The 23,474-nt window shown below is 63.3% G+C and carries 21 protein-coding genes; 14 read left to right on the top strand and 7 right to left on the bottom strand.

Annotated features, from left to right (window positions below):
• The first annotated feature begins 4 nt into the window (after positions 1–4).
• Positions 5–898, top strand: a complete 894-nt coding sequence (locus VWY34_RS16975; protein WP_416535096.1) for a LysR family transcriptional regulator — start codon at positions 5–7, stop codon at positions 896–898.
• 59 nt (positions 899–957) lie between these two features.
• Here the strand turns inward: VWY34_RS16975 and VWY34_RS16970 are convergent, their stop codons facing one another.
• Positions 958–1,926: an NADPH:quinone oxidoreductase family protein gene (locus VWY34_RS16970; protein WP_416535097.1), complete on the bottom strand. Its 969-nt coding sequence runs from the start codon at positions 1,924–1,926 to the stop codon at positions 958–960.
• Between the two features lie 367 nt (positions 1,927–2,293).
• On the opposite strand from VWY34_RS16970, the gene VWY34_RS16965 reads away from it, so the two are divergent.
• The 3 genes from VWY34_RS16965 (at position 2,294) to VWY34_RS16955 (ending at position 4,981) form a co-directional block, all read left to right on the top strand.
• Positions 2,294–2,665, top strand: a complete 372-nt coding sequence (locus VWY34_RS16965; RefSeq protein WP_340546062.1) for a helix-turn-helix domain-containing protein — start codon at positions 2,294–2,296, stop codon at positions 2,663–2,665.
• A gap of 65 nt (positions 2,666–2,730) precedes the next feature.
• A complete protein-coding gene (gene hisN / locus VWY34_RS16960; RefSeq protein WP_416541433.1) occupies positions 2,731–3,525 on the top strand; it encodes a histidinol-phosphatase in 795 nt (264 codons plus the stop codon).
• A 115-nt stretch (positions 3,526–3,640) separates the two neighbouring features.
• Positions 3,641–4,981, top strand: coding sequence for an 8-oxoguanine deaminase (locus VWY34_RS16955; protein WP_416546351.1), 1,341 nt, complete (start codon positions 3,641–3,643; stop codon positions 4,979–4,981).
• Positions 4,982–5,089: 108 nt separating this feature from the next.
• On the opposite strand, the gene guaD is transcribed toward VWY34_RS16955, so the two are convergent.
• Positions 5,090–6,376, bottom strand: a complete 1,287-nt coding sequence (gene guaD / locus VWY34_RS16950) for a guanine deaminase (RefSeq protein WP_416541370.1) — start codon at positions 6,374–6,376, stop codon at positions 5,090–5,092.
• Positions 6,377–6,512: 136 nt separating this feature from the next.
• On the opposite strand from guaD, the gene mgtE reads away from it, so the two are divergent.
• The 4 genes from mgtE to VWY34_RS16930 all read left to right on the top strand — a co-directional run bounded on the left by mgtE (position 6,513) and on the right by VWY34_RS16930 (position 11,526).
• Complete coding sequence (mgtE, locus tag VWY34_RS16945) at positions 6,513–7,901, top strand: magnesium transporter (RefSeq protein ID WP_416535100.1); 1,389 nt, start codon at positions 6,513–6,515, stop codon at positions 7,899–7,901.
• A gap of 60 nt (positions 7,902–7,961) precedes the next feature.
• Entirely contained in the window at positions 7,962–8,522 is a 561-nt protein-coding gene (locus tag VWY34_RS16940; RefSeq protein ID WP_340546058.1) for a 5-formyltetrahydrofolate cyclo-ligase, read from the top strand.
• A 115-nt stretch (positions 8,523–8,637) separates the two neighbouring features.
• The gene (locus VWY34_RS16935) at positions 8,638–9,450 is read left to right on the top strand and encodes a TIGR00282 family metallophosphoesterase (RefSeq protein WP_416546349.1); all 813 of its coding nucleotides are present in this window, start codon (positions 8,638–8,640) and stop codon (positions 9,448–9,450) included.
• A gap of 297 nt (positions 9,451–9,747) precedes the next feature.
• A complete protein-coding gene (locus VWY34_RS16930) occupies positions 9,748–11,526 on the top strand; it encodes an SLC13 family permease (RefSeq protein WP_416546347.1) in 1,779 nt (592 codons plus the stop codon).
• A 51-nt stretch (positions 11,527–11,577) separates the two neighbouring features.
• On the opposite strand, the gene VWY34_RS16925 is transcribed toward VWY34_RS16930, so the two are convergent.
• Both VWY34_RS16925 and VWY34_RS16920 read right to left on the bottom strand, forming a co-directional pair.
• A complete protein-coding gene (locus tag VWY34_RS16925) occupies positions 11,578–13,248 on the bottom strand; it encodes an FAD-binding dehydrogenase (protein WP_416546345.1) in 1,671 nt (556 codons plus the stop codon).
• A 123-nt stretch (positions 13,249–13,371) separates the two neighbouring features.
• A complete protein-coding gene (locus VWY34_RS16920; RefSeq protein WP_416546343.1) occupies positions 13,372–15,147 on the bottom strand; it encodes an SLC13 family permease in 1,776 nt (591 codons plus the stop codon).
• 180 nt (positions 15,148–15,327) lie between these two features.
• On the opposite strand from VWY34_RS16920, the gene VWY34_RS16915 reads away from it, so the two are divergent.
• Together VWY34_RS16915 and VWY34_RS16910 are read left to right on the top strand one after the other, a co-directional pair.
• Positions 15,328–16,068, top strand: coding sequence for a YebC/PmpR family DNA-binding transcriptional regulator (locus VWY34_RS16915; RefSeq protein WP_340546053.1), 741 nt, complete (start codon positions 15,328–15,330; stop codon positions 16,066–16,068).
• 87 nt (positions 16,069–16,155) lie between these two features.
• On the top strand, positions 16,156–16,626 hold the full coding sequence (locus VWY34_RS16910) for a GNAT family N-acetyltransferase (protein WP_416535105.1): 471 nt from the start codon (positions 16,156–16,158) through the stop codon (positions 16,624–16,626).
• A 9-nt stretch (positions 16,627–16,635) separates the two neighbouring features.
• On the opposite strand, the gene VWY34_RS16905 is transcribed toward VWY34_RS16910, so the two are convergent.
• Together VWY34_RS16905 and VWY34_RS16900 are read right to left on the bottom strand one after the other, a co-directional pair.
• Positions 16,636–17,466 carry a hypothetical protein gene (locus VWY34_RS16905; RefSeq protein WP_416546341.1) on the bottom strand — a complete coding sequence of 277 codons (831 nt, stop codon included), beginning with the start codon at positions 17,464–17,466 and terminating at the stop codon, positions 16,636–16,638.
• 110 nt (positions 17,467–17,576) lie between these two features.
• The gene (locus tag VWY34_RS16900; protein WP_416546339.1) at positions 17,577–18,461 is read right to left on the bottom strand and encodes a LysR family transcriptional regulator ArgP; all 885 of its coding nucleotides are present in this window, start codon (positions 18,459–18,461) and stop codon (positions 17,577–17,579) included.
• A gap of 138 nt (positions 18,462–18,599) precedes the next feature.
• On the opposite strand from VWY34_RS16900, the gene VWY34_RS16895 reads away from it, so the two are divergent.
• The 3 genes from VWY34_RS16895 to VWY34_RS16885 all read left to right on the top strand — a co-directional run bounded on the left by VWY34_RS16895 (position 18,600) and on the right by VWY34_RS16885 (position 21,447).
• Positions 18,600–19,205, top strand: coding sequence for a LysE/ArgO family amino acid transporter (locus tag VWY34_RS16895; RefSeq protein WP_416539044.1), 606 nt, complete (start codon positions 18,600–18,602; stop codon positions 19,203–19,205).
• A gap of 127 nt (positions 19,206–19,332) precedes the next feature.
• On the top strand, positions 19,333–20,310 hold the full coding sequence (locus tag VWY34_RS16890; RefSeq protein WP_416546337.1) for a DMT family transporter: 978 nt from the start codon (positions 19,333–19,335) through the stop codon (positions 20,308–20,310).
• A 66-nt stretch (positions 20,311–20,376) separates the two neighbouring features.
• Positions 20,377–21,447, top strand: coding sequence for a DUF1036 domain-containing protein (locus VWY34_RS16885; protein ID WP_416546335.1), 1,071 nt, complete (start codon positions 20,377–20,379; stop codon positions 21,445–21,447).
• A gap of 55 nt (positions 21,448–21,502) precedes the next feature.
• On the opposite strand, the gene betI is transcribed toward VWY34_RS16885, so the two are convergent.
• Entirely contained in the window at positions 21,503–22,078 is a 576-nt protein-coding gene (gene betI, locus VWY34_RS16880; protein WP_340546046.1) for a choline-responsive transcriptional repressor BetI, read from the bottom strand.
• 159 nt (positions 22,079–22,237) lie between these two features.
• On the opposite strand from betI, the gene VWY34_RS16875 reads away from it, so the two are divergent.
• Complete coding sequence (locus VWY34_RS16875) at positions 22,238–23,446, top strand: BCCT family transporter (protein ID WP_416542073.1); 1,209 nt, start codon at positions 22,238–22,240, stop codon at positions 23,444–23,446.
• Positions 23,447–23,474 lie beyond the last annotated feature (28 nt).

Below are 23,474 nucleotides of genomic sequence, written 5' to 3'. Positions count from 1 at the left end.
GATGATGCGAAATCTCGATATCACCACGCTGCGCTCGTTTGTGGCGGTTGCGGACAATGGCGGGGTGACCCGCGCGGCCGGTTTTCTGCATCTGACCCAATCGGCGGTCTCCATGCAGCTGAAGCGGCTGGAGGAGCTGTTGGGCCTGCAACTGCTGGACCGTTCTGGCCGCACCATTGCGCTGACCGCATCGGGCGAGCAGCTGCTGGCCTATGCGCGCCGGATGGTGGCGCTGAATGACGAGGTGATCGGGCGACTGACCGATCAGGCCTATGAAGGTGAAATCGTTCTTGGGGTGCCGCATGACATTGTCTACCCGGCGATCCCGCAGGTGCTACAGCGTTTCAATGCGTCGTTCCCACGGGTGAAGGTGCAGCTGATCTCCAGCTATACCCGCTCTTTGAAGGAGCAGTTTTCGCGCGGTGAATGCGATCTGATCCTGACCACCGAAACCGCCACCTCGGAAAACGGCGAAACGCTGGCCAAGCGGCCGCTGTGCTGGATTGGTGCGCCCAATGGATCAGCCTGGCGGCAGCGACCGCTGAAACTGGCCTTTGGCCGCTATTGCACCTTCCGGCCCAAGGTGGTGAGCGCGCTGGACGCCGCCGGTATCGCCTGGGAAATGGTGGTGGAGACCGATAGCGACCGCACCATCGAGGCGACGGTCAGCGCCGATCTGGCGATCCACACCATGATCGAGGGCACCGAGCCGCCGCATCTGCTACAGATCGACCACGGTGGCAGCCTGCCGGATCTGCCGATCCAGCTGATCAACCTCTATGGGGCAGAGACCTCTGGCTCTCCGATGGTGACTGAACTGGCCTTTCTGGTGCGGAAGGCCTTTCGCAACATCAGTACCCCGCTGGCGGCGGCGCAATCCCATTGGACCGCAGCCTGACACCTGCGCCCTAGGGATCGCGCCCTGCGGTTGCCCTGCGCGGCGGCGGCTGCCGTCGCCTAGGCCTCTGGCCGGATCATGATCACCACCTTGCCGGTGGCTTTGCGGTTGCGCAGCAGCTCCAGCCCTGCGTCAGTCTCCTCCAGCGGCAGGCGGTGGCTGATGTGTGGGCGCAGCGAGCCGTCACGATACCAGTCGATCAGCCGCGCGATGGCGCCCCTGACCACCGCCGGGTGGCTCTTCAGGTAGCCGCCAAAGTAAAACCCGATAACGCTGAGGTTCTTCACCAGCAGGTGGTTCGCCGGGATCTGCGGCACCTCGCCGCCGGCAAAGCCGATGGGCAGCAGCCGCCCGCCCGGGTTGGTAGACCGAAAGGCCGCTTGCCAGACATCGCCGCCAATCGCCTCATAGACCACATCGGCCCCGCCCAGATCCTTGACCGCCTGCCGCAGATCCTCGTCGGCGTCGATCAGATGATCCGCGCCCGCCGCCTTGGCCACGGCCAGCTTCTCGGCTCCACGCGCATGGGCGATCACCCGCGCGCCCAGACGTTTGCCGATTTCCACAGCCGTCAGCCCGACACCACCGGCAGCGCCGGTGACCAGCAGGGTTTCCCCCGGCTGCAACCGCGCACAGTGATCCAGCGCAACCAGTCCGGTGCCATAGGTGATCTGAAACGCCGCCGCATCGGCAAAGGACATCTCATCGGGGATCCGCGTGACGCGATCGGCCGCAAACACCCCGGCCTCCGCCAGCCCGCCCTGACCGGAAAACACCGCCACCCGATCGCCAACCGCCAGCCCCTCCACATCAGGGCCAAGCGCCTGAATGACGCCCGCCAGTTCCAAACCGGGAATAAATGGCAGGTCCGGCGTATCCTGATATTTGCCACGGAGCAGAAGAAGATCGGCAAAGTTCAACCCACAGGCGTGTATTGCAACTGCAACTTCTCCGCTTCCCGGTGATCCTACGTCAACTTCTGCGATAGTCGGGGAAATGTCAAAACTGCTGACACTGTAGGCGCGCATATCATTTTTCCATATCTGGCATGGGGTAAGGTGATTCTGAATGGCCAAACCATGCCAGATTCGCCTTCAGATCACCTCACTATTTATGGGGAGGTGGAGAACATGTGTAAAACATGCAAAAAAGTGAAATAAAATTGGTACATGAAATCATGCGTTTGCCGCGCAGGTGCTGACCCCGGCGAGAGTGAACGCTTGAATTCAACCGTTAAGGTCGTACACTCAACTCCAATGGGAGCGCCTTGTCGTTTGTCCAGAAACCCGTCGGGTTTTTTGGCAACATTGGCACCACGCGGTATTTGCCGGGTGGGCGGGGGTTTAAAAAGGCGGTTAGGGTGGCACCCAGTTTTGTAAATCTTAGGAGAAACGCATGGCTCATCCAGTGGACGTGCACGTGGGGAAACGTATCCGGCATCGCCGGTGGCTCATCGGCATGACGCAACAGCAGCTCGCAGAGCTGGTTGGTATTAAATTTCAACAGATCCAGAAATATGAAACCGGTGCAAACCGGGTCAGCGCCTCCCGGCTCTGGGATATTTCCGACGCGCTCAGCGTGCCGGTCAGCTTCTTTTTTGAAGGTCTGCAAGATGATGATGCCCCGGCGTCGGACAAGGCACGCGTGCCTGACGATCTGATGGGCGACAAGGAGGCATTGGATTTGGTGCGCTCCTACTATGCGATTCCTGAAAACCAGCGCCGTCGTCTGTTCGAACTGGCGCGCGTGCTCAGCGACGCAGCCTGATTTTCCCGCCTCAAGTGGGGGCTTGGGGCTTGAAATATGCGCGGTTGAATGTCACCCCTTCGGGTATGACTTCAGCCGCGTTTTCAGATCTGGACGTTGCCCATCGGATGGCCGATGCCGCACGTCAGGCGATCCTGCCCTATTTCCGCTCAGCCGGGCTGCAATCCGACAACAAGCTGGACGAAGGTTTCGATCCCGTCACCATCGCCGACCGGGCCGCCGAACAGGCGATGCGCGCGGTGCTTTCGCAACTCAGGCCCGACGATGGCATCCTCGGCGAGGAATACGGCGAGACCCGTGGCCAGTCCGGGCGCATATGGGTGCTGGACCCGATCGACGGCACCCGTGGCTTTATCAGCGGCACCCCGACCTGGGGGGTGCTGATTGCCCTTGGCGATGCGGATGGCCCTTTCCTCGGCATCATTGATCAACCTTATATCGGTGAGCGGTTCATTGGCACGCCCGAAGGGGCCAGTCTGACCGGCCCGCTGGGGGAGGTCGCACTCAGCACCCGCAAGACATCGGATCTGTCGGCGGCCACGCTGTTCACCACCTTTCCCGAAGTCGGCAGCGCAGCGGAACGCGCCGCCTTCCAGCGGGTCGCCAGCGAAGTGCAGCTGACCCGCTACGGGATGGATTGCTACGCCTACGCGCTGCTGGCCGCCGGGCAATGTGACCTGGTGATCGAGGCCGGGCTCAACGCCTACGACATCCAGGCGCCGATCGCGGTCATCGAGGCCGCCGGTGGCGTGGTGACCAACTGGCAGGGGGAGCCTGCGCATGAGGGCGGTCAGGTCCTGGCCGCAGCCACCGCCGAGCTTCATGCCGCGGCGCTTGCCCTGATCCGCAAAACCACTTGAAACGACCTCGGGCAATCCATTAGGGTTCGGCCACGCGCCGAGTCCTTTGCCCATATTCTGTCGGCGCGCCATCACACTTCTGAACCGAAATGGGCGGCCTGACGGAGTGTGACCTGTGCCTGAAATTCTGATCGAAGATATTGATATCGCGCTGACAATGGATGATCAGCGCCGCCAGCTGACCCATGCCGATCTGCGGATCCGCGACGGGGTGATCGCCGAGATCGGCAGCGATCTCACCACAGAGGGCGAGCGGATCAGCGGCCGGGGCTGCGTGGTGACCCCGGGCCTTGTGAACACCCATCATCATCTCTATCAGAACCTCACCCGCGCGGTGCCCGGCGCGCAGGACGCGCTGCTGTTTGGCTGGCTCAAACGGCTCTATCCGATCTGGTCGGCCTTCACCCCCGATGACATCCATGTCTCCGCCCAGCTGGGGCTGGCCGAACTGGCCTTCTCGGGCTGCACGCTCACCTCCGATCACCTCTACCTCTATCCCAATGGCACCCGGCTGGAGGACAGCATCGAGGCGGCGGGTGATATTGGTCTGCGCTTCCAGCCGACGCGCGGCGCCATGAGCATCGGCGAAAGCGCGGGCGGCCTGCCGCCGGACAGTCTGGTCGAGGAGGAACGCGCCATTCTCGACGATATGATCCGGGTGGTGGACCGGTTCCACGATCCCGCCGAAGGCTCCATGTGCCGGGTGGCGCTGGCGCCCTGTTCACCGTTTTCCGTCAGCCGCGAACTGATGCGCGACACTGCGCTTCTGGCCCGCGACAAGGGGGTGATGCTGCACACCCATCTGGCCGAAAACGACGAGGATATCGCCTATTCCCTGGCGCAGTTCGGCTGCCGTCCCGGCCAATATGCCGAAGATCTGGGCTGGACCGGCCCCGACGTCTGGCATGCCCATTGCGTGAAACTGGATGCCGGGGAAATCGACCTCTTTGCCCGGACCGGAACCGGCGTTGCCCATTGCCCCTGTTCCAACTGCCGCCTTGGCAGCGGCATCGCGCCGCTGCGCGCCATGCGCGATGCGCAGGTGCCGGTTGGTCTCGGCGTGGATGGATCGGCCAGCAATGATATGGCCAGCCTGATCAGCGAAGCCCGTCAGGCGATGCTCTTGCAGCGGGTCGCACAGGGGGCTGATGCCATGAGCGCCTATGAGGCGCTGGAGATTGCCACCCGTGGCGGCGCGGAGGTGCTGGGGCGGCGCGATGTCGGCCAGCTGGCGGTGGGCAAACGTGCCGATATCGCGATCTGGGACGTGACCGGCATCGCCTCCAGCGGCAGCTGGGATCCGGCGGCGCTGCTGCTGGCGGGGCCGACGCAGGTGAAACATCTCTTTGTCGAAGGGCGCCAGATCATCCGCGACGCCATGCTGGCGACCGTGGATCTGCCAGACCTTCTTGAACGGCACCAAAAAGCCACCACACGGCTGATGCAGCTGGCCTGACGACAGCTGACCAGATCGGCGACAGCGCGCGGCGCTCATCTTCTGGCCCGAAATATCCCCGCCGGAGGCAGAGGCGCATCAGCGCCTCTTTCCCCCTCGGTGCCCGGCTCAGCTGCGCGCGCCGTTGATCCAGACCTCGGTCACCGCCCGGTCATCGCCCATCATGATGGTGGCAAAGACCGCCTCCCAGAGATCGCGCGCGCCCGCGCAGCGCTGCGCAATCGCCGGGGTCGAGGCCAGATCCAGGACCACCAGATCGGCCTCCATGCCGGGGGCGAGATTGCCGATCTGGGCCTCCATGCGCAGCGCGCGGGCCGAGCCTTGGGTGGCCAGCCACAGCAATTGTGCAGCATGCAGCGGCGTGCCGCGCAGCTGGCCGATTTCATAGGCCGCCGCCATGGTGCGCAGCATCGAGAAACTGGAGCCACCACCGGTATCCGTCGCCAGACCAATGCGTTGCCCCTCAGCCATCAGCCCGGCCATGTCGAACAGCCCAGACCCGATGAAGGTATTGGAGGTTGGACAATGCACCAGCGCCGCGCCAACCTCGCGCAGACGGGCGCGCTCGCGGTCTTCCAGATGGATCGCATGACCGTAGAGGCCACGTTCGCCCAGCAGGCCAAATTGCTCATAGGTGTCCAGATAGTCCCGGGCCTCGGGAAACAGCGATTTCACCCAGGCAATCTCGTCGGTCTGCTCGCTCAGATGGGTCTGCATCAGGCAGTCTGGGTGCTCGGCCCAAAGCGCGCCCATCGCCTCCAGCTGTTCGGGGGTCGAGGTGGGCGAGAACCGTGGCGTGATCGCATAGGACAGCCGGTCCACGCCATGCCAGCGGCCAATCAATGCAGCGCTGTCGTCATAGGCCGATTGCGCGGTGTCGCGCAGGCCTTCGGGGGCGTTGCGGTCCATGCAGGTCTTGCCCGCAACCACGCGCTGCCCGCGCGCCTGCGCAGCGCTGAAAAACGCCTCCACGCTTTCGGGGTGGATGGTGCAGTAGCTGCACATCGTGGTGGTGCCATTGGCCCGTGTCAGATCCAGATAGCGGCCTGCGATTTCATCGGCATAGCCACGGTCGCCAAAACGCATCTCCTCGGGGAAAGTATAGCTGTTCAGCCAGTCGATCAGCCGCTTGCCCCAGCTGGCAATGATCGCGGTCTGCGGGAAATGCACATGGGCATCGACAAAGCCGGCGAGGATCAGGTGATCGCCGTGATCCACCAGGCTGGCGGAGGGGTGGGCCTTGCGCAGCGCATCAGCCGCGCCCAGTTCCAGCACCTTGCCACCACCAATCGCCACCGCTTCATGCAGCGTCGCCGCAGCCTCAGGGTGGTCGCCCTCAAACGGGTCTCCCGCAAATGACAGGACCTGCCCCCGTAAGATAAATTCTGCCTGCATCCAACGCGGTCCTTTCTTGCCAAACTGCGATGCGCAGGATACGCGCAGCGACATCGACGGTAAATTACGTCATTGTCATTGTTTTTCGGTAACAGCTTCTTTTATTCCAGAAGCAATCACCAAAAGGGGCCTCGGAATGATCGCAGATGACCAAAAAGAGCCAGTCGATGCCACATTCGAGGATGCCTACGAGCTGGACCGCAAACGGGTTGCCCAGATTCTGGAGGCGGTGGAGGCCGATGACCAGCCTCAGCTGACCGAGCTGATGGAGCCGCTGCACGCTGCTGACATCGCCGACCTTCTGGAACAGATCAGCGCCTACGAACGTGGCCGCCTGATCCGCCTTTATGACCGCGAATTCGACGGCGAGATCCTGTCGGAACTGGATGAATCGATCCGCGAAGAGGTGATTTCGCTGCTGGCGCCGCAGGTTCTGGCCGAGGCGGTGCGCGACCTCGAAAGCGATGATGTGGTCGACCTTCTGGAGGATCTGGAAGAGCCTCAGCAGGCGGCCATCCTCAATACGCTCGAAGATGCCGACCGGGTCGCGGTGGAGCAATCGCTGAGCTACCCGGAGAACTCCGCTGGCCGTCTGATGCAGCGCGAGGTGGTGATGGCTCCCGACCACTGGACGGTGGGGCAGGCGATTGATTTCATGCGTGAATCCGAACACCTGCCGGATCAGTTCTACCATGTGGTTCTGGTCGACCCGCGGCTGCACCCGGTGGGCAATGTCACGCTTGGCCGTATCATGTCCTCGAAACGGGAGGTGCGGCTGAGCGAGATCGTCGAAGACACCTTTCAGATCATTCCCGCCGATCAGGACGAAGAAGACGTCGCCTATGCCTTCAACCAGTATCACCTGATTTCGGCCCCGGTTGTCGATGACGAGGGGCGGCTGGTTGGTGTCATCACCATGGATGACGCCATGATCGTGCTGGATGAGGAACATGAAGAAGACATCCTGCGTCTGGCCGGTGTCGGTGAGGGCAGCCTGGCCGACCGGGTCATGGCCACAACGAAGCAACGCTTTCCCTGGCTGGCGGTGAATCTGGCAACGGCGATTCTGGCCTCGCTGGTGATTGCCCAGTTCGAGGCGACGATTGCGGAATTTGTGGCGCTGGCGGTGCTGATGCCCATTGTGGCCTCGATGGGTGGCAATGCCGGCACCCAGTCGCTGACCGTGGCGGTGCGCGCACTGGCCACCCGCGACCTCACCGGCTCCAACGTCTGGCGGGTGATCCGGCGGGAGGTCCTAGTGGGCCTGGTGAACGGCCTCGCCTTTGCGCTGATCATGGCCGTTGTCGGCATCCTGTGGTTCGGCTCACCTATGCTGGGCGTCGTGATCGCCGTCGCTATGGTGATCAATCTGGTCGTCGCAGGGCTGGCGGGGACAGCGGTGCCGATTATTCTGGAGAAAATCGGCGTCGACCCGGCGCTGGCCTCCGGCGCCTTTGTGACAACGGTCACGGATATCGTTGGTTTCTTTGCCTTTCTCGGGCTGGCCGGGGTGTTGCTGCTCTGATCCTGCCCGCTGTTGCCGCCCGTCCGGGTGGTGTTCACTTGCTTTGACAGGAGCCGCACCATGGATGACCTCACCCGGATCAAGGCCGACGCCCGCAAGGCGGCCTTTCAGCGCCGCAAGGCCGCCTTTGACATGAATAAACCCGGTGTGGCGGGGCATCTCTCGGAGGTGCTGGCAGGCTATCGCGGCGTGCCGCTGTCGGGCTATATGCCGATCCGCACCGAGATCGACCCGCTTCCTGCGATGGCGGAAGCCGCCGCCCATGGCCCTGTTGGTGTGCCGGTGATCCAGGCCAAGGATACACCGCTAAACTTCAGCCGCTGGCAGCCTGATGGCGCGCTGCGTGACGGTCCCTTTGGGGCAAAGGTGCCGGAGGTCGATGACTATTTCGAACCGGAAATCCTGATCGTGCCGCTGGTCGCCTTTGATGCGCGCGGCGGGCGGCTGGGCTATGGCGGCGGCTTTTATGACCGCACTCTGGAACTGCTGCGGGCCAAACGTCCAACCCTCGCCATCGGTTTTGCCTTTGATGCGCAGGAGGCCGAAAGCCTGCCGCTGGAGCCCACCGACCAGCCGCTGGACATGCTGATCACCGAAAGCCGGGTGTTGCAGTTCAGCTGACACCCGCTGCGACGGGCCAAGGGTTTGTCAAAAAACCTTGGCAAAACTTTTCAAAAAGTTTTGCACCCGCAACGCGGCTCTTGTCCTGAGCCTTGCAACGGCGTACCACGCGGCAATGCGACTATTATTTCTTGGCGATGTCATGGGCCGTGCGGGACGCAAGGCCATTTCCGAACACCTCTCGCAGATGCGCAAGGACTGGCGGCTCGATTTTGTCGTGGTCAATGGCGAGAATGCCTCAAACGGTATGGGGCTCAATGGCGAACACGCCAAGCTGCTGCTGGATGCCGGGGCCGATTGCCTGACGCTTGGCGATCATGCCTTTGACCAGAAGGACATGTTGCAGGCCATTGAGAAAGAGCCGCGCATCATCCGGCCGCTGAATTTTGCCAAAAACGCGCCGGGGCGCGGCTACCGGCTGTTCAATGCTCCGGGCGGGCGCAAGGTGCTGGTGGTGCAGGCACTGGGGCAGGTGTTCATGAAACGGGCCTATGACGATCCCTTCGGCGCCGTTGAGGCGGTGCTGAAATCGCACCCACGCGGTGGGTTGGCGCAGGCGGTGATCGTGGATATGCACTGCGAGGCCACCTCCGAGAAGATGGCGATGGGCCATTTCTGCAATGGCCGCGCGTCGCTGGTGGTGGGCACCCATACCCATGTGCCGACGGGCGATGCGCAGATCCTGTCGGAGGGCACCGGCTATCTGACCGATGCTGGCATGTGCGGCGATTACAATTCGGTGATCGGCATGGAGAAAGCCGAACCGATGCGCCGTTTTCTCACCGGCATGCCCAAGAACCGCTTTACCCCGGCCGAAGGCCCGGCAACCCTGTCGGGTGTTTTTGTCGAAACCGATGATCGCACCGGGGCGGCCAAATCGATCCGCATGATCCGGGTCGGCGGCCTTCTCGAGCAGGCAACTCCCTGACGCTGGCCACCCGATCCAGGCCCCCTAGTGCAGGCCACGGCAACCCCGCCCGTTCCATGCGCGAAATCTGGGCAGGCGGGGCGGGATATTCGCCCGCCAAACCCCTCAAATTCCGAAGCTTATTCGCAAAGGACCGCTAAATAGGGACCAGATGCTCCCATCGTGTTGCGAAACACTTGCCTCCGGTGACCGGATCAGGTTCACTCCCTTGGGCCGCGCGATATGCGAGGCGGTTCGCGCAGTTCTTTCAGGTCGCCGATGATTGATCTCTCAACCTCTTGGATGTCTTTACCCCTGATGCAGTTCATTCCCCTTGGCGAAACCGGTGGCGCGGTTCTGACGTTGCTGATCGTGGTGGCCATGTTTGCCGCTTTCCTGCGGGAAACCTTCCCGACCGAGGTGGTGGCGCTGGCCGGTGTCTCGGCGATGCTGGCAACCGGCGTTCTGCCCTATCAGGCGGCATTGCCCGTGCTGTCGAACCCGGCGCCCTGGACCATTGCGGCCATGTTCATCATCATGGGCGCGCTGGTGCGCACCGGTGCGCTGGATGCCTTTACTGCGCAGGCCCGCAAACAGGCCGAGGTCAATCCGAAACTGGCCATTGCGCTCTTGATGGTCTTTGTCGTAGCCGCCTCGGCGGTGGTGTCGAATACGCCGGTAGTGGTGGTGATGATCCCGGTGTTCATCCAGATCGCCCGCACAATGAACGTTTCCGCCTCCAAGATGCTGATCCCGCTCAGCTATGCGGCCATTCTGGGCGGCACGCTGACGCTGATCGGCACCTCTACCAACCTGCTGGTTGACGGTGTCGCGCGGGCGCAGGGGCTGGTGCCTTTCACCATCTTCGAAGTGACACCGCTTGGTATCATTCTGGTGATCTGGGGCATGATCTACCTGCGCTTCATCGCGCCGCGCCTGCTGCCGGATCGCAGCAGCATGGCCAGCCTGCTCAGCGACCGGTCCCGCATGAAGTTCTTCACCGAGGCAGTGATCCCCCCGGACAGCAACCTGATCGGCCGCGAAGTCACCGGCGTGCAGCTGTTCAAACGGCCCGGCGTCCGTCTGGTCGATGTCATTCGCGGCGATATCTCGCTGCGCAACGCGCTGAAAGGGGTTGAGCTTCAGGTCGGCGACCGCGTGGTGCTGCGCACCCAGATGACCGAACTCCTCAGCCTGCAACGCAACAAGGAGCTGAAGCGCGTCGATCAGGTCTCCACCGTGGAAACCACAACCGTGGAGGTGCTGATCACCCCCGGATGCCGCATGGTGGGACGGTCGCTCGGCGCGATGCGCCTGCGGCGGCGCTATGGCGTTTATGTGCTGGCGGTGCATCGGCGCAATCAGAACATCGGTGTGCAGCTTGAGGATCTGGTGGTGCGCGTAGGCGATACCCTGCTGCTGGAAGGCAATGTCGAGGATATCCAGCGACTGGCCGCCGATATGGATATGGCCGCCGTCTCGCAACCCTCGGTGCGCGCCTATCGCCGGCGCCACGCCCCCATCGCCATTGCCGCGCTGATCGGGATCGTGCTGCTCGCCGCGCTCAATGTGGCGCCAATCCTGCTGCTGTCGGTGCTGGCCGTCTCCACCGTGCTGATCACCCGCTGCATCGACGCGGATGAGGCTTTCTCATTTGTCGATGGGCGCCTGCTGACGCTGATCTTTGCCATGCTCGCGATCGGGGCCGCCCTGGAAAGCTCGGGTGCGGTGCGTCTGATCGTGGATGCCGTGGCCCCCTCGCTGTCGCTGCTGCCGCCGTTCCTACTGGTCTGGGCGGTCTATCTGTTGACCTCGATCCTGACCGAGCTGGTCTCCAACAATGCCGTGGCGGTGGTGGTCACGCCGATTGCGGTCGGGCTGGCACAGGCCATGGGCATTGATCCGCGCCCGCTGGTGGTTGCGGTCATGGTTGCGGCCTCGGCCTCATTTGCGACGCCAATCGGCTATCAGACCAATATGCTGGTCTACGGTCCGGGCGGCTACAAATTCACCGACTTCCTGCGCGTTGGCATTCCGCTGAACTTCAGCGTCGGCCTTCTGGCCTCCATCCTCATCCCCTTCTTCTGGCCGCTTTAACAACGGCCGGTAAGGGTTTGTTAAACATAAGTTACCGCAGGTTTTGGCCGCTCATGCGATGGCGCGGGACCGGCCTGCCTGACGGCCGGTAAACAGGCAGCCGCCCAGAAAGCTGCCCTCCAGCGCATTGTAGCCGTGATAGCCGCCACCGCCAAAGCCTGCGACCTCTCCGGCGGCAAACAGTCCCTGCACCGGCGTGCCATCGGCGCCAATCAGCTGCCCGTCAAGATCGGTCTGCAAACCGCCCAGTGACTTGCGGGTCAGGATATTCAGCCGCACCGCGATCAGCGGCCCATTGGCGCGGTCCAGAATCCGATGCGGCTTGGCGGTGCGGATCAGCCGGTCGCCCCGGTAGTTGCGCGCGGCATTGATGGCGATGATCTGCGCATCCTTGGCAAATGGATTGTCGGCTTGGGCATCGCGCGCTTCGATCTGACGCCGCAGGTGGGTTTCCTCCAGCGCGACATCGCCGATCTCATTCATGCCCGCCACCAGCTCGCTCAGCGTGTCGGCCACCACAAAATCCGCACCATGTTTCTTGAAGGCCTCAACCGGGGCAGGGGCCATGCCCCGCGACAACAGCCGGGCGCGCAGCACCTCGCCCCATTTGCCGGAGGTGAGATCGGGGTTCTGTTCGGACCCCGACAGGGCGAATTCCTTCTGGATGATCTTCTGGCTCAGGATGAACCAGCTGTAATCATGGCCCGTCTTCAGGATCTCGCGCAGCGTGCCCAGCGTGTCGAATCCCGGCAGATAAGGCGCAGGCAGCCGGTCGCCTCTGGCGTCAAACCACATCGACGATGGCCCGGGCAGAATGCGGATGCCGTGGTTGGGCCAGATCGGATCCCAGTTGCGCAGCCCTTCGGTGTAATGCCACATCCGGTCGGCATTGATGACATGGCCGCCCGCCGCCTGCGCAATCGGGATCATCCGCCCATCGACGTGAAAGGGCACGCCCGCCACCATGCGGCGCGGTGCAGGTCCCAGCCGCTCCACCGGCCAGTTCTGGCGCACCGCATCCAGATTGCCGCCAATCCCGCCCGAGGCGACCAGCACCGAGGGAGCATAGACCTCGAATTCGCCGATTTCCTGACGGTTGGTGCGGGCCCCCTGCGGCGCGTCATCTGCCGCCAAGACCTCGCCGGAGACACCTTTGACAGTGCCGCCCTGAGTGATGATATGGCTCACCTGATGGCGAAAGCGCGGCTGGATCAGACCAGCCTCGATATGGGCCTCGACCCGCGCGGCAAAGGGGGCGACCACCCCCGGTCCGGTGCCCCAGGTCAGGTGAAAGCGCGGCACCGAATTGCCATGCCCCTCGGCGTCGCCACCGCCCCGTTCAGCCCAGCCAACCACCGGAAACCAGCGCATTCCCAGACCATGCAGCCAGGCCCGCATCTCGCCGCTGGCAAAGTCCAGATAAGCGCGCGCCCAGCGTTGCGGCCAATGGTCTTCGGGGCGGTCAAACTGGGCGCTGCCGAACCAGTCGCGCCGCGCCAGATCGGGACAGTCGCGAATGCCCATGCGGCGCTGCTCGGGCGTGTCGATCATGAACAGCCCGCCCAGGCTCCAATGCGCCTGACCGCCCAGGAAATGTGCAGGCTCCTGATCCAGCAGGATCACCCGCTTGCCCCGGTCGCCCAGTTCGGCTGCCGCCACCAGCCCGGCCAGCCCGGCCCCGACGATGATCACATCTGCGCTGTTGTCCGTCGGCTGTCCCATGGCGTGCCTCCGCTGTTGGTCCCGGTTGTGGGATCAGCCTAAGCGTGCAGAGGGGCGCGGCGCAAACCCTGCGGTCCCTGCCGTTGGGTCACAGCAGCGCCACAGCGCCGATCACAGCGCCGATCACAGGGGCCAGAACAGCAGGATTGCGGGGATGGAGACCGCGATGATCAGCACCTCCAGCGGCAGGCCAATGCGCCAGTAATCGCCAAAGTGGTAGCCGCCCGGACCCAGCACCAGCGTGTTGTTCTTATGCCCGATGGGGGTCAGGAACGCCGCCGAGGCCGCCACCGCCACCGCCATCAGGAACGGATCCGGCGACACGCCCAGACCATTGGCCATCTGGATCCCGACCGGGGCCGCGACAATGGCCGTGGCGGTGTTGTTCAACACATCCGACAGCGTCATGGTGACCACCATCAGCACGGTCAGAATGGCCCAGGCGGGCATGCCCGCGGTCAGCGTCAGCAGGCTCTCGGCGATCAGCGCAGTGCCGCCGGCACTGTCCAGCGCCGCCCCCAAGGGGATCATCGAGCCGAGCAGAACCACCACCGGCCATTCGATATGGTCGTATAATTCCGCCAGCGGCAGGATCTTGGTCAGCACATAGGCCACCACCACCAGCCCCAGCGCAATCGGCAGGTAGATGATACCCAGCGAGGCCGCCAGCACCGCGCCTGCAAACAGCGCGATGGCAAGCCAGGTCTTGTCATTGGCAGTGACCGACAGGCCGCGTTCCGCCAGCGGCAGGCAGCCCAGCCATTCGGTGACATCCGTGCCGCGATCACGCGGGCAGAGCAGCAGCAGGATATCCCCCGCCTCGATCTGTTCCTGCCGGATATGCCGGGTCAGGCGGCGGCCCTGCCGCGCCAGCCCCATCAGCACGGTGTTCTGCCGCCAGGCCAGCCCCAGCGCCTGCGCGCTGCGCCCCTTGATACGGGCGGTTTCCGGCACCACCACCTCGACCAGCTCCAGCCCATCACCGGCGGCGCCCAGCTTCTCCTGCCGGGCGGCATCGGCAAAATCGAGCGAGGCGGCGGTGCGGAATTCATCCAGCGCCTCGGGCGTGGCCTCCAGCACCAGCGCATCACCGGCCCGCAGCAGCTGACCCGCCGCGCGCCCATAGAGCCGCTTGCCGTCGCGGATCAACCCGAGGATCGCCACATCGGCCTTGTCGGCCTCCGCGTCCAGCTCGCCCAGACGCTGACCGATCAGGCCCGATCCTTCGGGCACCGTCAGCTCGGCGATATACTGCGACAGCTGTGCCTCCGAGTCGCCGGCCGCATTCTGGCGCAGCGGGATCAGCCGCCAGCCGATCAGCGCCACAAACAGCAGCCCCGCCAGCGCCGCAATGCCGCCCACCGGGGCAAAGTCGAACATTCCGAAGGGTTCGCCCAGAGTTTCGGCCCGGATCGACGCGATAATGATATTGGGCGGCGTGCCGATCAGCGTCACCATACCGCCCAGAATGGTGGCAAAGGACAGCGGCATCAGGCTCATCCCCGGCGCCCGCCCGGCCTTGCGCGCGGTCTGGATGTCCACCGGCATCAGCAGCGCCAGCGCCGCCACATTGTTCATAAAGGCCGACAGCACCGCACCGATACCACCCATCAGCGCGATATGTGCGCCCAGATTGCGGCTGCTGTCGACCAGCGTGCGGGTGATCAGAAACACCGCACCCGAGCGCACCAGCCCGGCCGAAACCACCAGCACCAGTGCCACCACCAATGTTGCCGGATGGCCAAATCCGGCAAAGGCGTCATTGGCAGGCACCACCCCCAGCAGGACCGCCGCCATCAATGCGGAAAAAGCCACGATATCATAGCGATACTTGCCCCACAGCAGCAGGCCAAAGACAGCAGCGAAGAGGGCGAACAATACAATCTGGTCAAATGTCATGGCGCCACTCTAGCGGTTGCGCGCTGCGGGACAAGCGCCTCCCTGCACGCCGGATGCAGTGCGGCTCACGGCTGTCACCGCCCGCATGGTGCGCCGGGCCGGATATGGGGCGCTTGAAAGCCCCCCGGTGTCGGGGCTATATGGGCGCCAGATCCGAAATTGAATTAGCAAGGATGCACCATGGCAGGCCATTCCAAATGGGCGAACATCCAGCACCGCAAGGGCCGTCAGGACGCCGCGCGGTCGAAACTGTTCTCGAAACTCTCCAAGGAAATCACCGTCGCCGCAAAGATGGGCGACCCCGACCCGGACAAGAACCCGCGTCTGCGTCTGGCCGTCAAGGAAGCCAAAAGCCAGTCCGTCCCCAAGGATGTGATTGACCGCGCGATCAAGAAAGCCACCGGCGGCGACGCCGAGAACTACGACGAAATCCGCTATGAGGGCTATGGCCCCAACGGTGTCGCCGTGATCGTCGAAACCATGACCGACAACAAGAACCGCACCGCTTCCAACGTGCGCTCCACCTTCTCCAAGAACGGTGGCAACCTCGGCGAAACCGGTTCCGTGGGTTTCATGTTCGAACGCAAGGGCGAGGTGACATATCCCGCCGCTGTCGGCGATGCCGATACCGTCATGATGGCCGCCATCGAAGCCGGTGCCGAGGATGTCGAAAGCGCCGAGGACGGGCATCTGATCTACTGCGCCGACACCGACCTCAACGAGGTCTCCACCGCGCTTGAGGCTGAACTGGGCGAATCTGAATCGACCAAGCTGGTCTGGAAACCCACCACCACAACCGAGCTGGATCTCGAAGGCATGCAGAAGCTGATGAAGCTGGTGGATGCGCTGGAAGATGACGACGACGTGCAGCGGGTCACCACCAATTTTGAAGCCTCCGACGAGGTGATGGCGCAGCTCTGAGCCAGCGTCCGATGCGATTTTCAAGGCCCGCCAGCCCGGCGGGCCTTTTTCTTTGACCCCTTGGGAATGCTGTAGAAAGGCCGCCCGATGCAGATCAGAGAGTTCCGCGCCGAAGATGCCGCCGCAGTGGCGCAGATCTTTCATGCCGCCGTGCATGGTGTTGCGCGGCAGGACTACACCGCCGCTCAATGCGCCGCATGGAGCCCGGAAGCCGCCCCCGCCACGGTCTGGCAAAGCCGCGCTCTGGACGGGCGGGTCATCTTCGTTGCGGCTGACGGCCGCGATCAGCCGCAGGGCTTTATCGAGCTGGAGCAGGACGGCCATATTGATTGTTTCTACTGCCACCCGGATGTGGCGGGCACAGGCGTCGGCGTGGCGCTCTATCGTCAGCTGGAGATCCGGGCGCGCGATCTGGGGCTGAAGATCCTCTATGTCGAGGCCAGCGAGGCAGCAAAGCGCTTCTTCACCCGGCAGGGCTTCAGCGATGAGGGGCGGCGCGATTTCGAACGGCGCGGCGTGATGCTGCACAACTACCGAATGACCAAATCGCTGCAATAAACCCGCGCCTTAGGGCCGGGTCAGCACACCTGCGCGCCGCAGCTCGTCCGCATCCGGTGTCCAGAGCTGGCGATGGTCGGTGGCAAACAGCCGCTCGGCAAAATCGGCGCTGACCCCCTGTGCAATCAGAAAATCGCGGTCGCGGGCCTGTTCGCGGTTCAGATCGACCTGCGGCAACCCACCGGGAAAGGCCAGCGCATAAGAATGGAACCCAAGGCTGCCTCCCTTGGCGAGCCTGCGCTCCTCTCCGGCGGCAAAGACCAAGGTGCAGGCCGAGGCGCAGGGACCCTCGGCCACCGTGTCCAATGCGCGCTCCCGGATCAGCCGGGCCACACCTCGCGCCTCATAGATCAGCCCGCCCGGACCGCTCAGCGCCACCTCGCGCAGGGCAGGGGCCTCGGCCATCATCGCCGCCACCCGGCGCGTCAGCCCATGCGGGATTTCCCCGGCAAAGACCAGCCGACGCCCATCCGGGGTGATCGACAGATCATATAGCGCCTCGCGCGCCAGCCGTTCGGTTTCGGCATAATCCGGCTCCTTCGGGGTGGTTGCGATCAGCACTGCGTCCCACCACAGGGTCACCGTTGCAAAACCGGCGAAGAGAATGGCCAGATAGCCGCCCCAGACCGGCGCCAGATGACCGGTGTCGCGAATATGGGCATCGGCGCTGCGCAGGAAACTGCGCGCCTGCCACAGCAGCAACAGCCCATCAATCAGCACCAGCGCATAAAGCAGCCGAAGCGGCAGCACGACAACCGTGTTCAGCAGCGCCCATGTCAGCAGCACCAGCAGCCGTGGCAACACCAGCTGCCACAGGAAACTGCGGCCCAGCGTCAGCATATGCAGCCGCTCCGGCGAGCTGCGGGCGGGATCTGTCTTCAGGCTGGATAACCTGCCGTCCGTTCTGTTGCCTTTGTGGTCCTCTGGCACTGTATTCGTGCCCCCGGTGGTTAGATCGGCGTCAGATGCCGACGGGCTGATTTGAGCACGGCACGGGTCACATCGGCAAGGGCCGGGGCCAGAACCCGGCTCACCTGCCAGGTCAGCGGTACATCCAGCGGGGTGTCTGGGATCAGCGGGCACAGCTGCTCGGCCATCAGATAGGGCGCAGCCAGCTGCTCGGGGTTCATCCCCCAGCCGACGCCCGCCAGCGCCGCATCGACGAATCCCTGGCTCGACGGCAGGAAATGCGCAGGTGGCGCAATCCCCGGCCCCACATGTGCGCCAAGCCAGCGCGCCTGAAGCTGATCCTTGGCGTTGAAGATCAGACAGGGCGCGCGGCACGCTGTCTCCGGGGTCACGCCGCTGGCAAACCAGCGGTCGCGGAACGCAGGCGAGGTGGTCGCGATATAGCGCAGCGCACCCAGCGGATGGGCATCGCAGCCGGTCACCGGCTTGGCGCGGGCCGTCACCGCTGCCGAAACCTCGCCCCGGCGCAGCCAGTCGGCGCTGTGGTCCTGATCGTCGATCACCAGATCAAACAGCAGCCCCTCGCAGGCCGCCATCACCGGAACGAACCAGGTCGCCAGACTGTCGGCATTGATCGCCACCCGCAGCCGCGAGGCACCGGGCGCGCGCTCCAGCCGCAGATCGTCGGACACTGCCGCCTCCAGCAGGGCGACATCCTCGGCATGTTTGGCGATCCGCAGACCGGCCTCGGTGCCCAGACAGGGGCTGCCGCGCTGCACGAGGCTGCTGCCAATGCGATCCTCCAGCGCCCGGATCCGCTGCGAGATCGCCGACGGCGTCACCCGCAAGGCCTGCGCGGCCGCCTCAAACGAGCCGAGCCGCAAGACAGCCGATAGCGCGGCGAGGTGATTGGGATCGAATTGCATTAGCAGATCTTAATTTGGGTAAGTCAGATTAATTTGCTTACACCCGCTCAGCGCCTTAGTCAAAGCACAGACCACGACCACCACCAGGTCACCTGTTGGACCAGGCCGCCTGCACCAAGATAACAAAGGACAGATCCCATGCCTTCCAGCCTGATTGCCGGTTTCTTTCTCGGCCTGAGCCTGATCATGGCCATTGGCGCGCAGAATGCCTTTGTGCTGCGGCAGGGGCTCAGACGCCAGCATGTGTTCTGGATCTGCCTCACCTGCGCCAGCTCCGATGCGCTGCTGATTACCGCAGGAGTGCTGGGCTTCGGCTCGCTGGCGCTGGCACTGCCGTGGTTCGAGCTGGCGATGCGACTTGGCGGCGCGGCCTTTCTGCTGTGGTATGGCGCGCGCAGCCTCAGGTCGGCATGGCGCGGCGGCGCGCATCTGGACAGCGCAGACGGGCAGGGCGCGCCGGTGACACTCTGGCCGATGCTGGCCACGGTGCTGGCGCTGACCTGGCTCAACCCGCATGTGTATCTCGATACCGTGGTGCTGCTTGGCTCGATCTCGGCGCAATATCCGCAGCCGCTGGTCTTTGGCCTTGGTGCGGCGCTGTCGAGCTTTGTCTTCTTCTTCACGCTTGGCTACGGGGCCAGCCTGCTGGCACCGGTCTTTGCCCGACCCCGAGCCTGGCAGCTGCTGGACGTGCTGGTGGGGCTGACCATGTGGGCCATCGCCATCAAGCTGCTGATGATGTGACAGTGCGGGGTGTCATACAGGTTCTGATGCGCCTCTGTGCGCGTCACGCACAAACCCGGTCGTGCCGCCCGGGACAAGAACATATTTCATATGTGAAGGGTTGTTCTGCGACCGCCCCGGTGCTCTCATGCGCGCCATGACCACTCCATCCGACGACCACCCCACATCCGACAGCGCCGCCGCCGCCGCCGCCGTAAGGCCGCCGGCGCCCCCCGTCGGCAACCCGGTAAAAGGGGTGTTCTGGATGCTGGTGACGGGGCTGTGTTTTGTCGCGGTGACCGCCCTTGTCAAATACCTCGGCAATCGCATCCCGCCTGCGGAATCGGCCTTTCTGCGCTACCTGATGGGGCTGGTGTTTCTGGTGCCGATGGTCGCGACGCTGCGCCGGTCGCGGCTCACCGCCCGGCTCTGGGGGCTGTTTGCCATGCGCGGCTTTGTGCATACGCTGGGGGTGATCCTGTGGTTTTTTGCCATGACGCAGATCCCATTGGCCGAGGTGACGGCGATGAATTACCTGTCGCCGATCTATGTCTCCATCGGTGCCGCTCTCTTTCTGGGCGAACGGATGGCCCTGCGCCGTGTGGGCGCCATTCTTGTGGCGCTGCTGGGCGCGCTGATCATCCTGCGCCCCGGATTTCGCGAGGTAGAGGCAGGCCATCTTGCCATGCTCTTTACCGCGCTGGCCTTTGGCGCGTCCTACCTTCTGGCCAAAACAACGGTTGATGGCACCAACCCGGTGGTTGTCGTGGCGATGCTGTCGATCTGGGTCACGGTGTTTCTGGCTCCCTTTGCCGCCGCGGTCTGGGTGACCCCGAACATCTGGGAGCTGGCTGTCCTCTTTGCGGTCGCCTGTTTTGCGACAGCGGGGCATTTCACCATGACGCTTGCCTTTGCGTCAGCGCCGGTGACGGTGACCCAGCCGGTAACCTTTCTACAATTGCTTTGGGCGACACTTCTCGGCGCCCTCGTCTTCGAAGAGGCGGTGGATATCTGGGTTGTCGCCGGTGGCTGCCTGATCCTGGCCGCTGTCAGCTTCATCACCTGGCGGGAGGCGGTGCTGAAACGCCGGGCGCTGACACCTGCCAGCCTCGCCACAAAGGTCTGATTTCGCAAAACCGTCACAGAGCACTGATAGGGACACCGGAATAATTCGAGAATAGAGGTGAACGACATGCGCGTCCGATGGATCTTGGCTCTTCTGATTGCACCGGCGGCGCTGGTGCAATCGGCTTGGGCCGACACCGGTCATGTCGGGCTGGAGATCTGCAATGACACCGCAGTGCCGCAGTCGCTCAGCCTGGCGTTCCGCGATGACGGGCGCTGGATCTCCCGTGGCTGGTGGCAGCTGCCACCCGCCACCTGCGAGCGGGTGATCGACGCCCCGCTGCGCAACCGCTTCTACTACTTCCGAAGCGAGGCACAGGACTGGCAGTTTCAGGATGAGCGGATTTCCTTCTGCACCGCGCCGGATGAGTTCACCATCTATGGCGACCATGATTGCGCCATACGTGGCTATGACAGCGCATTTTTTGCCAAGATCGACACCCAGGCGCCCGCCACCACCACCGATGCCCCCGGCGCCAAAATCGCCTATGTGGCGCAGCTCAGCGAACATTCCCGCCCGCGTCACGCCCCGCCTGAAAGCGCGGCGTCAGGTGCCACCGCGCCGCCGGACAGCGGGTTTGATCGGGATGTCACCTTTCAGGGCTGCGAGGTCCGGCAGAGCGACGGGCGGGTGATCTGCAAGCTGGTGATGGAGGAGGGGCAGATCTGCGTCATCAATGACGGCGCGACAGAGCCTGCCATCATCGAGCGTCTGCTGACGCTGGATGCAGGCGCTCCGGTGCGGGTGGCTGGCAATCGTCTGGCGATCGGGGATCGCGTCATCCAGGCCAGCATCAGCGCGCTGACAGAGCGGGACGAGACCCGATATGACACCCTGCTTACTCAGCTGGCGGGCAGGTGGGTCTCACAGTCGGATGCCTTTGATCTTTTTGTGGTCGAAGGGGCGGCGCGGCGCAATTTCTACGGCTCGGTCGAAACCATGACCGAACTGCTTTCGGTGCAGACCGCCTGCGCTGATGCTGCGGGTGCGGGCCCGTTCCTCGTCGCCCAGGCCCAGGACGGCGGGCCGACCCATTGTTACCGCATCCTCTCCCTGACGGAGACCGATCTGGTGCTGGGCTACATGCCGCGTGACAGCCGATTGCACTATCGCCGTCAGGACCTGCCGCTGAACTGAACTGCCATCCGGTCGACGGGCCAGATCGTCGGGCAACGGTCCGGCTCACTGGCTGTCAGCCGATCGCCAGATCCACAACCCGATGTGCCGCCCGGCGCGCCTGTTCGGGATCCAGCGGCGTTTCGGACTGGGCCGCCTGAAGCCAGACGCCATCCATATAACATTGCAGCGCCTGACGGGCGGTTTCGACCCGGTCCTGTGGCAACAGGCATTTCAGCTCGGCCCGGAAATGGCTGCGCACGCGGCTGCGGTTGATTCTGTGCAGCCGCGACAGACGACTCGAATAAGGCGCGCTGGCCCAGAACTGCATCCACAGGCTACAGGGCGCGACACGAAACAAATCATCGTCAAAATTGGCGTCCATCACCGCATAAAGCCGCTCTTTTGGCGTCTGCGCCGTGGCATATCCACGAATCATCGCCAGGCGCAGCTTGTTCAGCAGATGGCGCATCGTGGCCTCCATCAGCCCTTCCTTGGAGCCGAAATAATAGTTGATCGAGGCTGCCGAGGCCCCCGCTTCCTTCGCGATTTCCGCCATGGTAACAACACCATAGCCGCGGCGGTGGACCGCAACGATGGTTGCTTCGATCAGCTCTTCGTTCCGGATGTCGCGAATTCTTTTTCTAGCCATATAGAAGTCTTGCGCCAGCTCGGTCTGCGTTTCAACTCCTGTTATGACTATTCCGGATCTTGAATGGTCATTTAAAAACTATTTGGGGACCTCCCGTTTTCTGCTATGTCTGTCGCACACGTCAAAAGGGCGACCAACGCCCATCCAAGGGAGGGACGTATGACAACAATCATCTCAGCCGGGATCTTGCTGGCCTTTGCGCTGGTGATTTTCTGCGTGATCAAATGGTGGAACATGCGCATCGTCGGGGTCACCCCGGTGCCGCTGTTCACCTTCATCGCTATTCTTTTCACCTCGGGTCTGGATGTGGGGCTGATCATGTTCCCACTCGCCTTCGACTTCCCGCTTTACGCGGATACGGCGACAGAGCCCGCCTATGCCTTCACCAATCCGCTGGCGCTCGAATTTGGCTTCTGGGGCTTCCTGATCTGGGCGTTCTACTTCCTGACCGCCTTCTATTTCTGCGCCATCGAGCCGCGGGTGAAGTTCTTTGAAATCGGCATCGTGAAGCTGCTGAACAATCTGGTGATCATCACCACCTGCGCCTTCACCGGCGCGCTGTTCCTGATCTACATGCCATATTACATCGCCGAAGTCGGCGACGGCGAGACGGTCATCCCGGCCTTCTATGTGATCTGCTTCCTGGTGATCCTGGCGGCGGCCTATTCCTCGACCGATATCAAATACGTCCGTATCCTGTCGGTGGCCTCCACCTTCCTGTTCTTCGCGCTGATCCTCGGCATGTGGGCCTATGCCGGCATGGGGCTGGGTGAGTTTGTCAGCACGGCCGGCAATATCGGCGGCTACTTCGGTAATATCCACAAATTCATCCTGCCGCTGACCGAATACCATGAATTCTACCTGTTCTGGTGGTTTGCATGGTCGATCATGATCGGCCAGTTCACCTCGCGCTTTGTCGGTGGCCTGACCACATGGCAGCTGCTGGCCTCACTGCTGGTGTTCCCGTCGATCCCGCTCGCGGTCTGGTTCTCGGTGCTGTATTTCTACCACCTCAACACCATTCCCACCGCTGGTCTGATCAACTGGTCCATGACGGTTGTTGGCATCCTCTTCGTGATCAACTCGTTTGACTCGCTGATCCGCCTTTACACCGACAACATGAACCTCAGCGCCGAACGTCTGGGCAAGCTGCCTTACGTGCTTGGCAACGCCGTGGCGCTCTTTGCCCTGACCCTGGCCTTCCAGAGCCAGTGGCTGCAGATCCAGTGGGTCGGCACCGTGGTGATCGGCATCTACATCGCCTGCCTGATCTACATCTTCGTGAAGAAGCGCAGCGAAGTTGCGGCCATCACTGCCTCGCCTGAGGAAAACACCCTCGATTTCGATCGTATCAAGACAGCCCACTAAAAACCGGGCGCCCCGGCCCGCCAGATGG

The sequence above is a fragment of the Phaeobacter sp. JH20_02 genome, from assembly GCF_048056915.1.
In the GTDB taxonomy this organism is placed as follows: Bacteria; Pseudomonadota; Alphaproteobacteria; order Rhodobacterales; family Rhodobacteraceae; genus Phaeobacter; species Phaeobacter bryozoorum.
The sequence above is the reverse complement of the archived record's forward strand: the minus strand, read 5'-3'. Positions and strand labels throughout refer to the sequence as shown.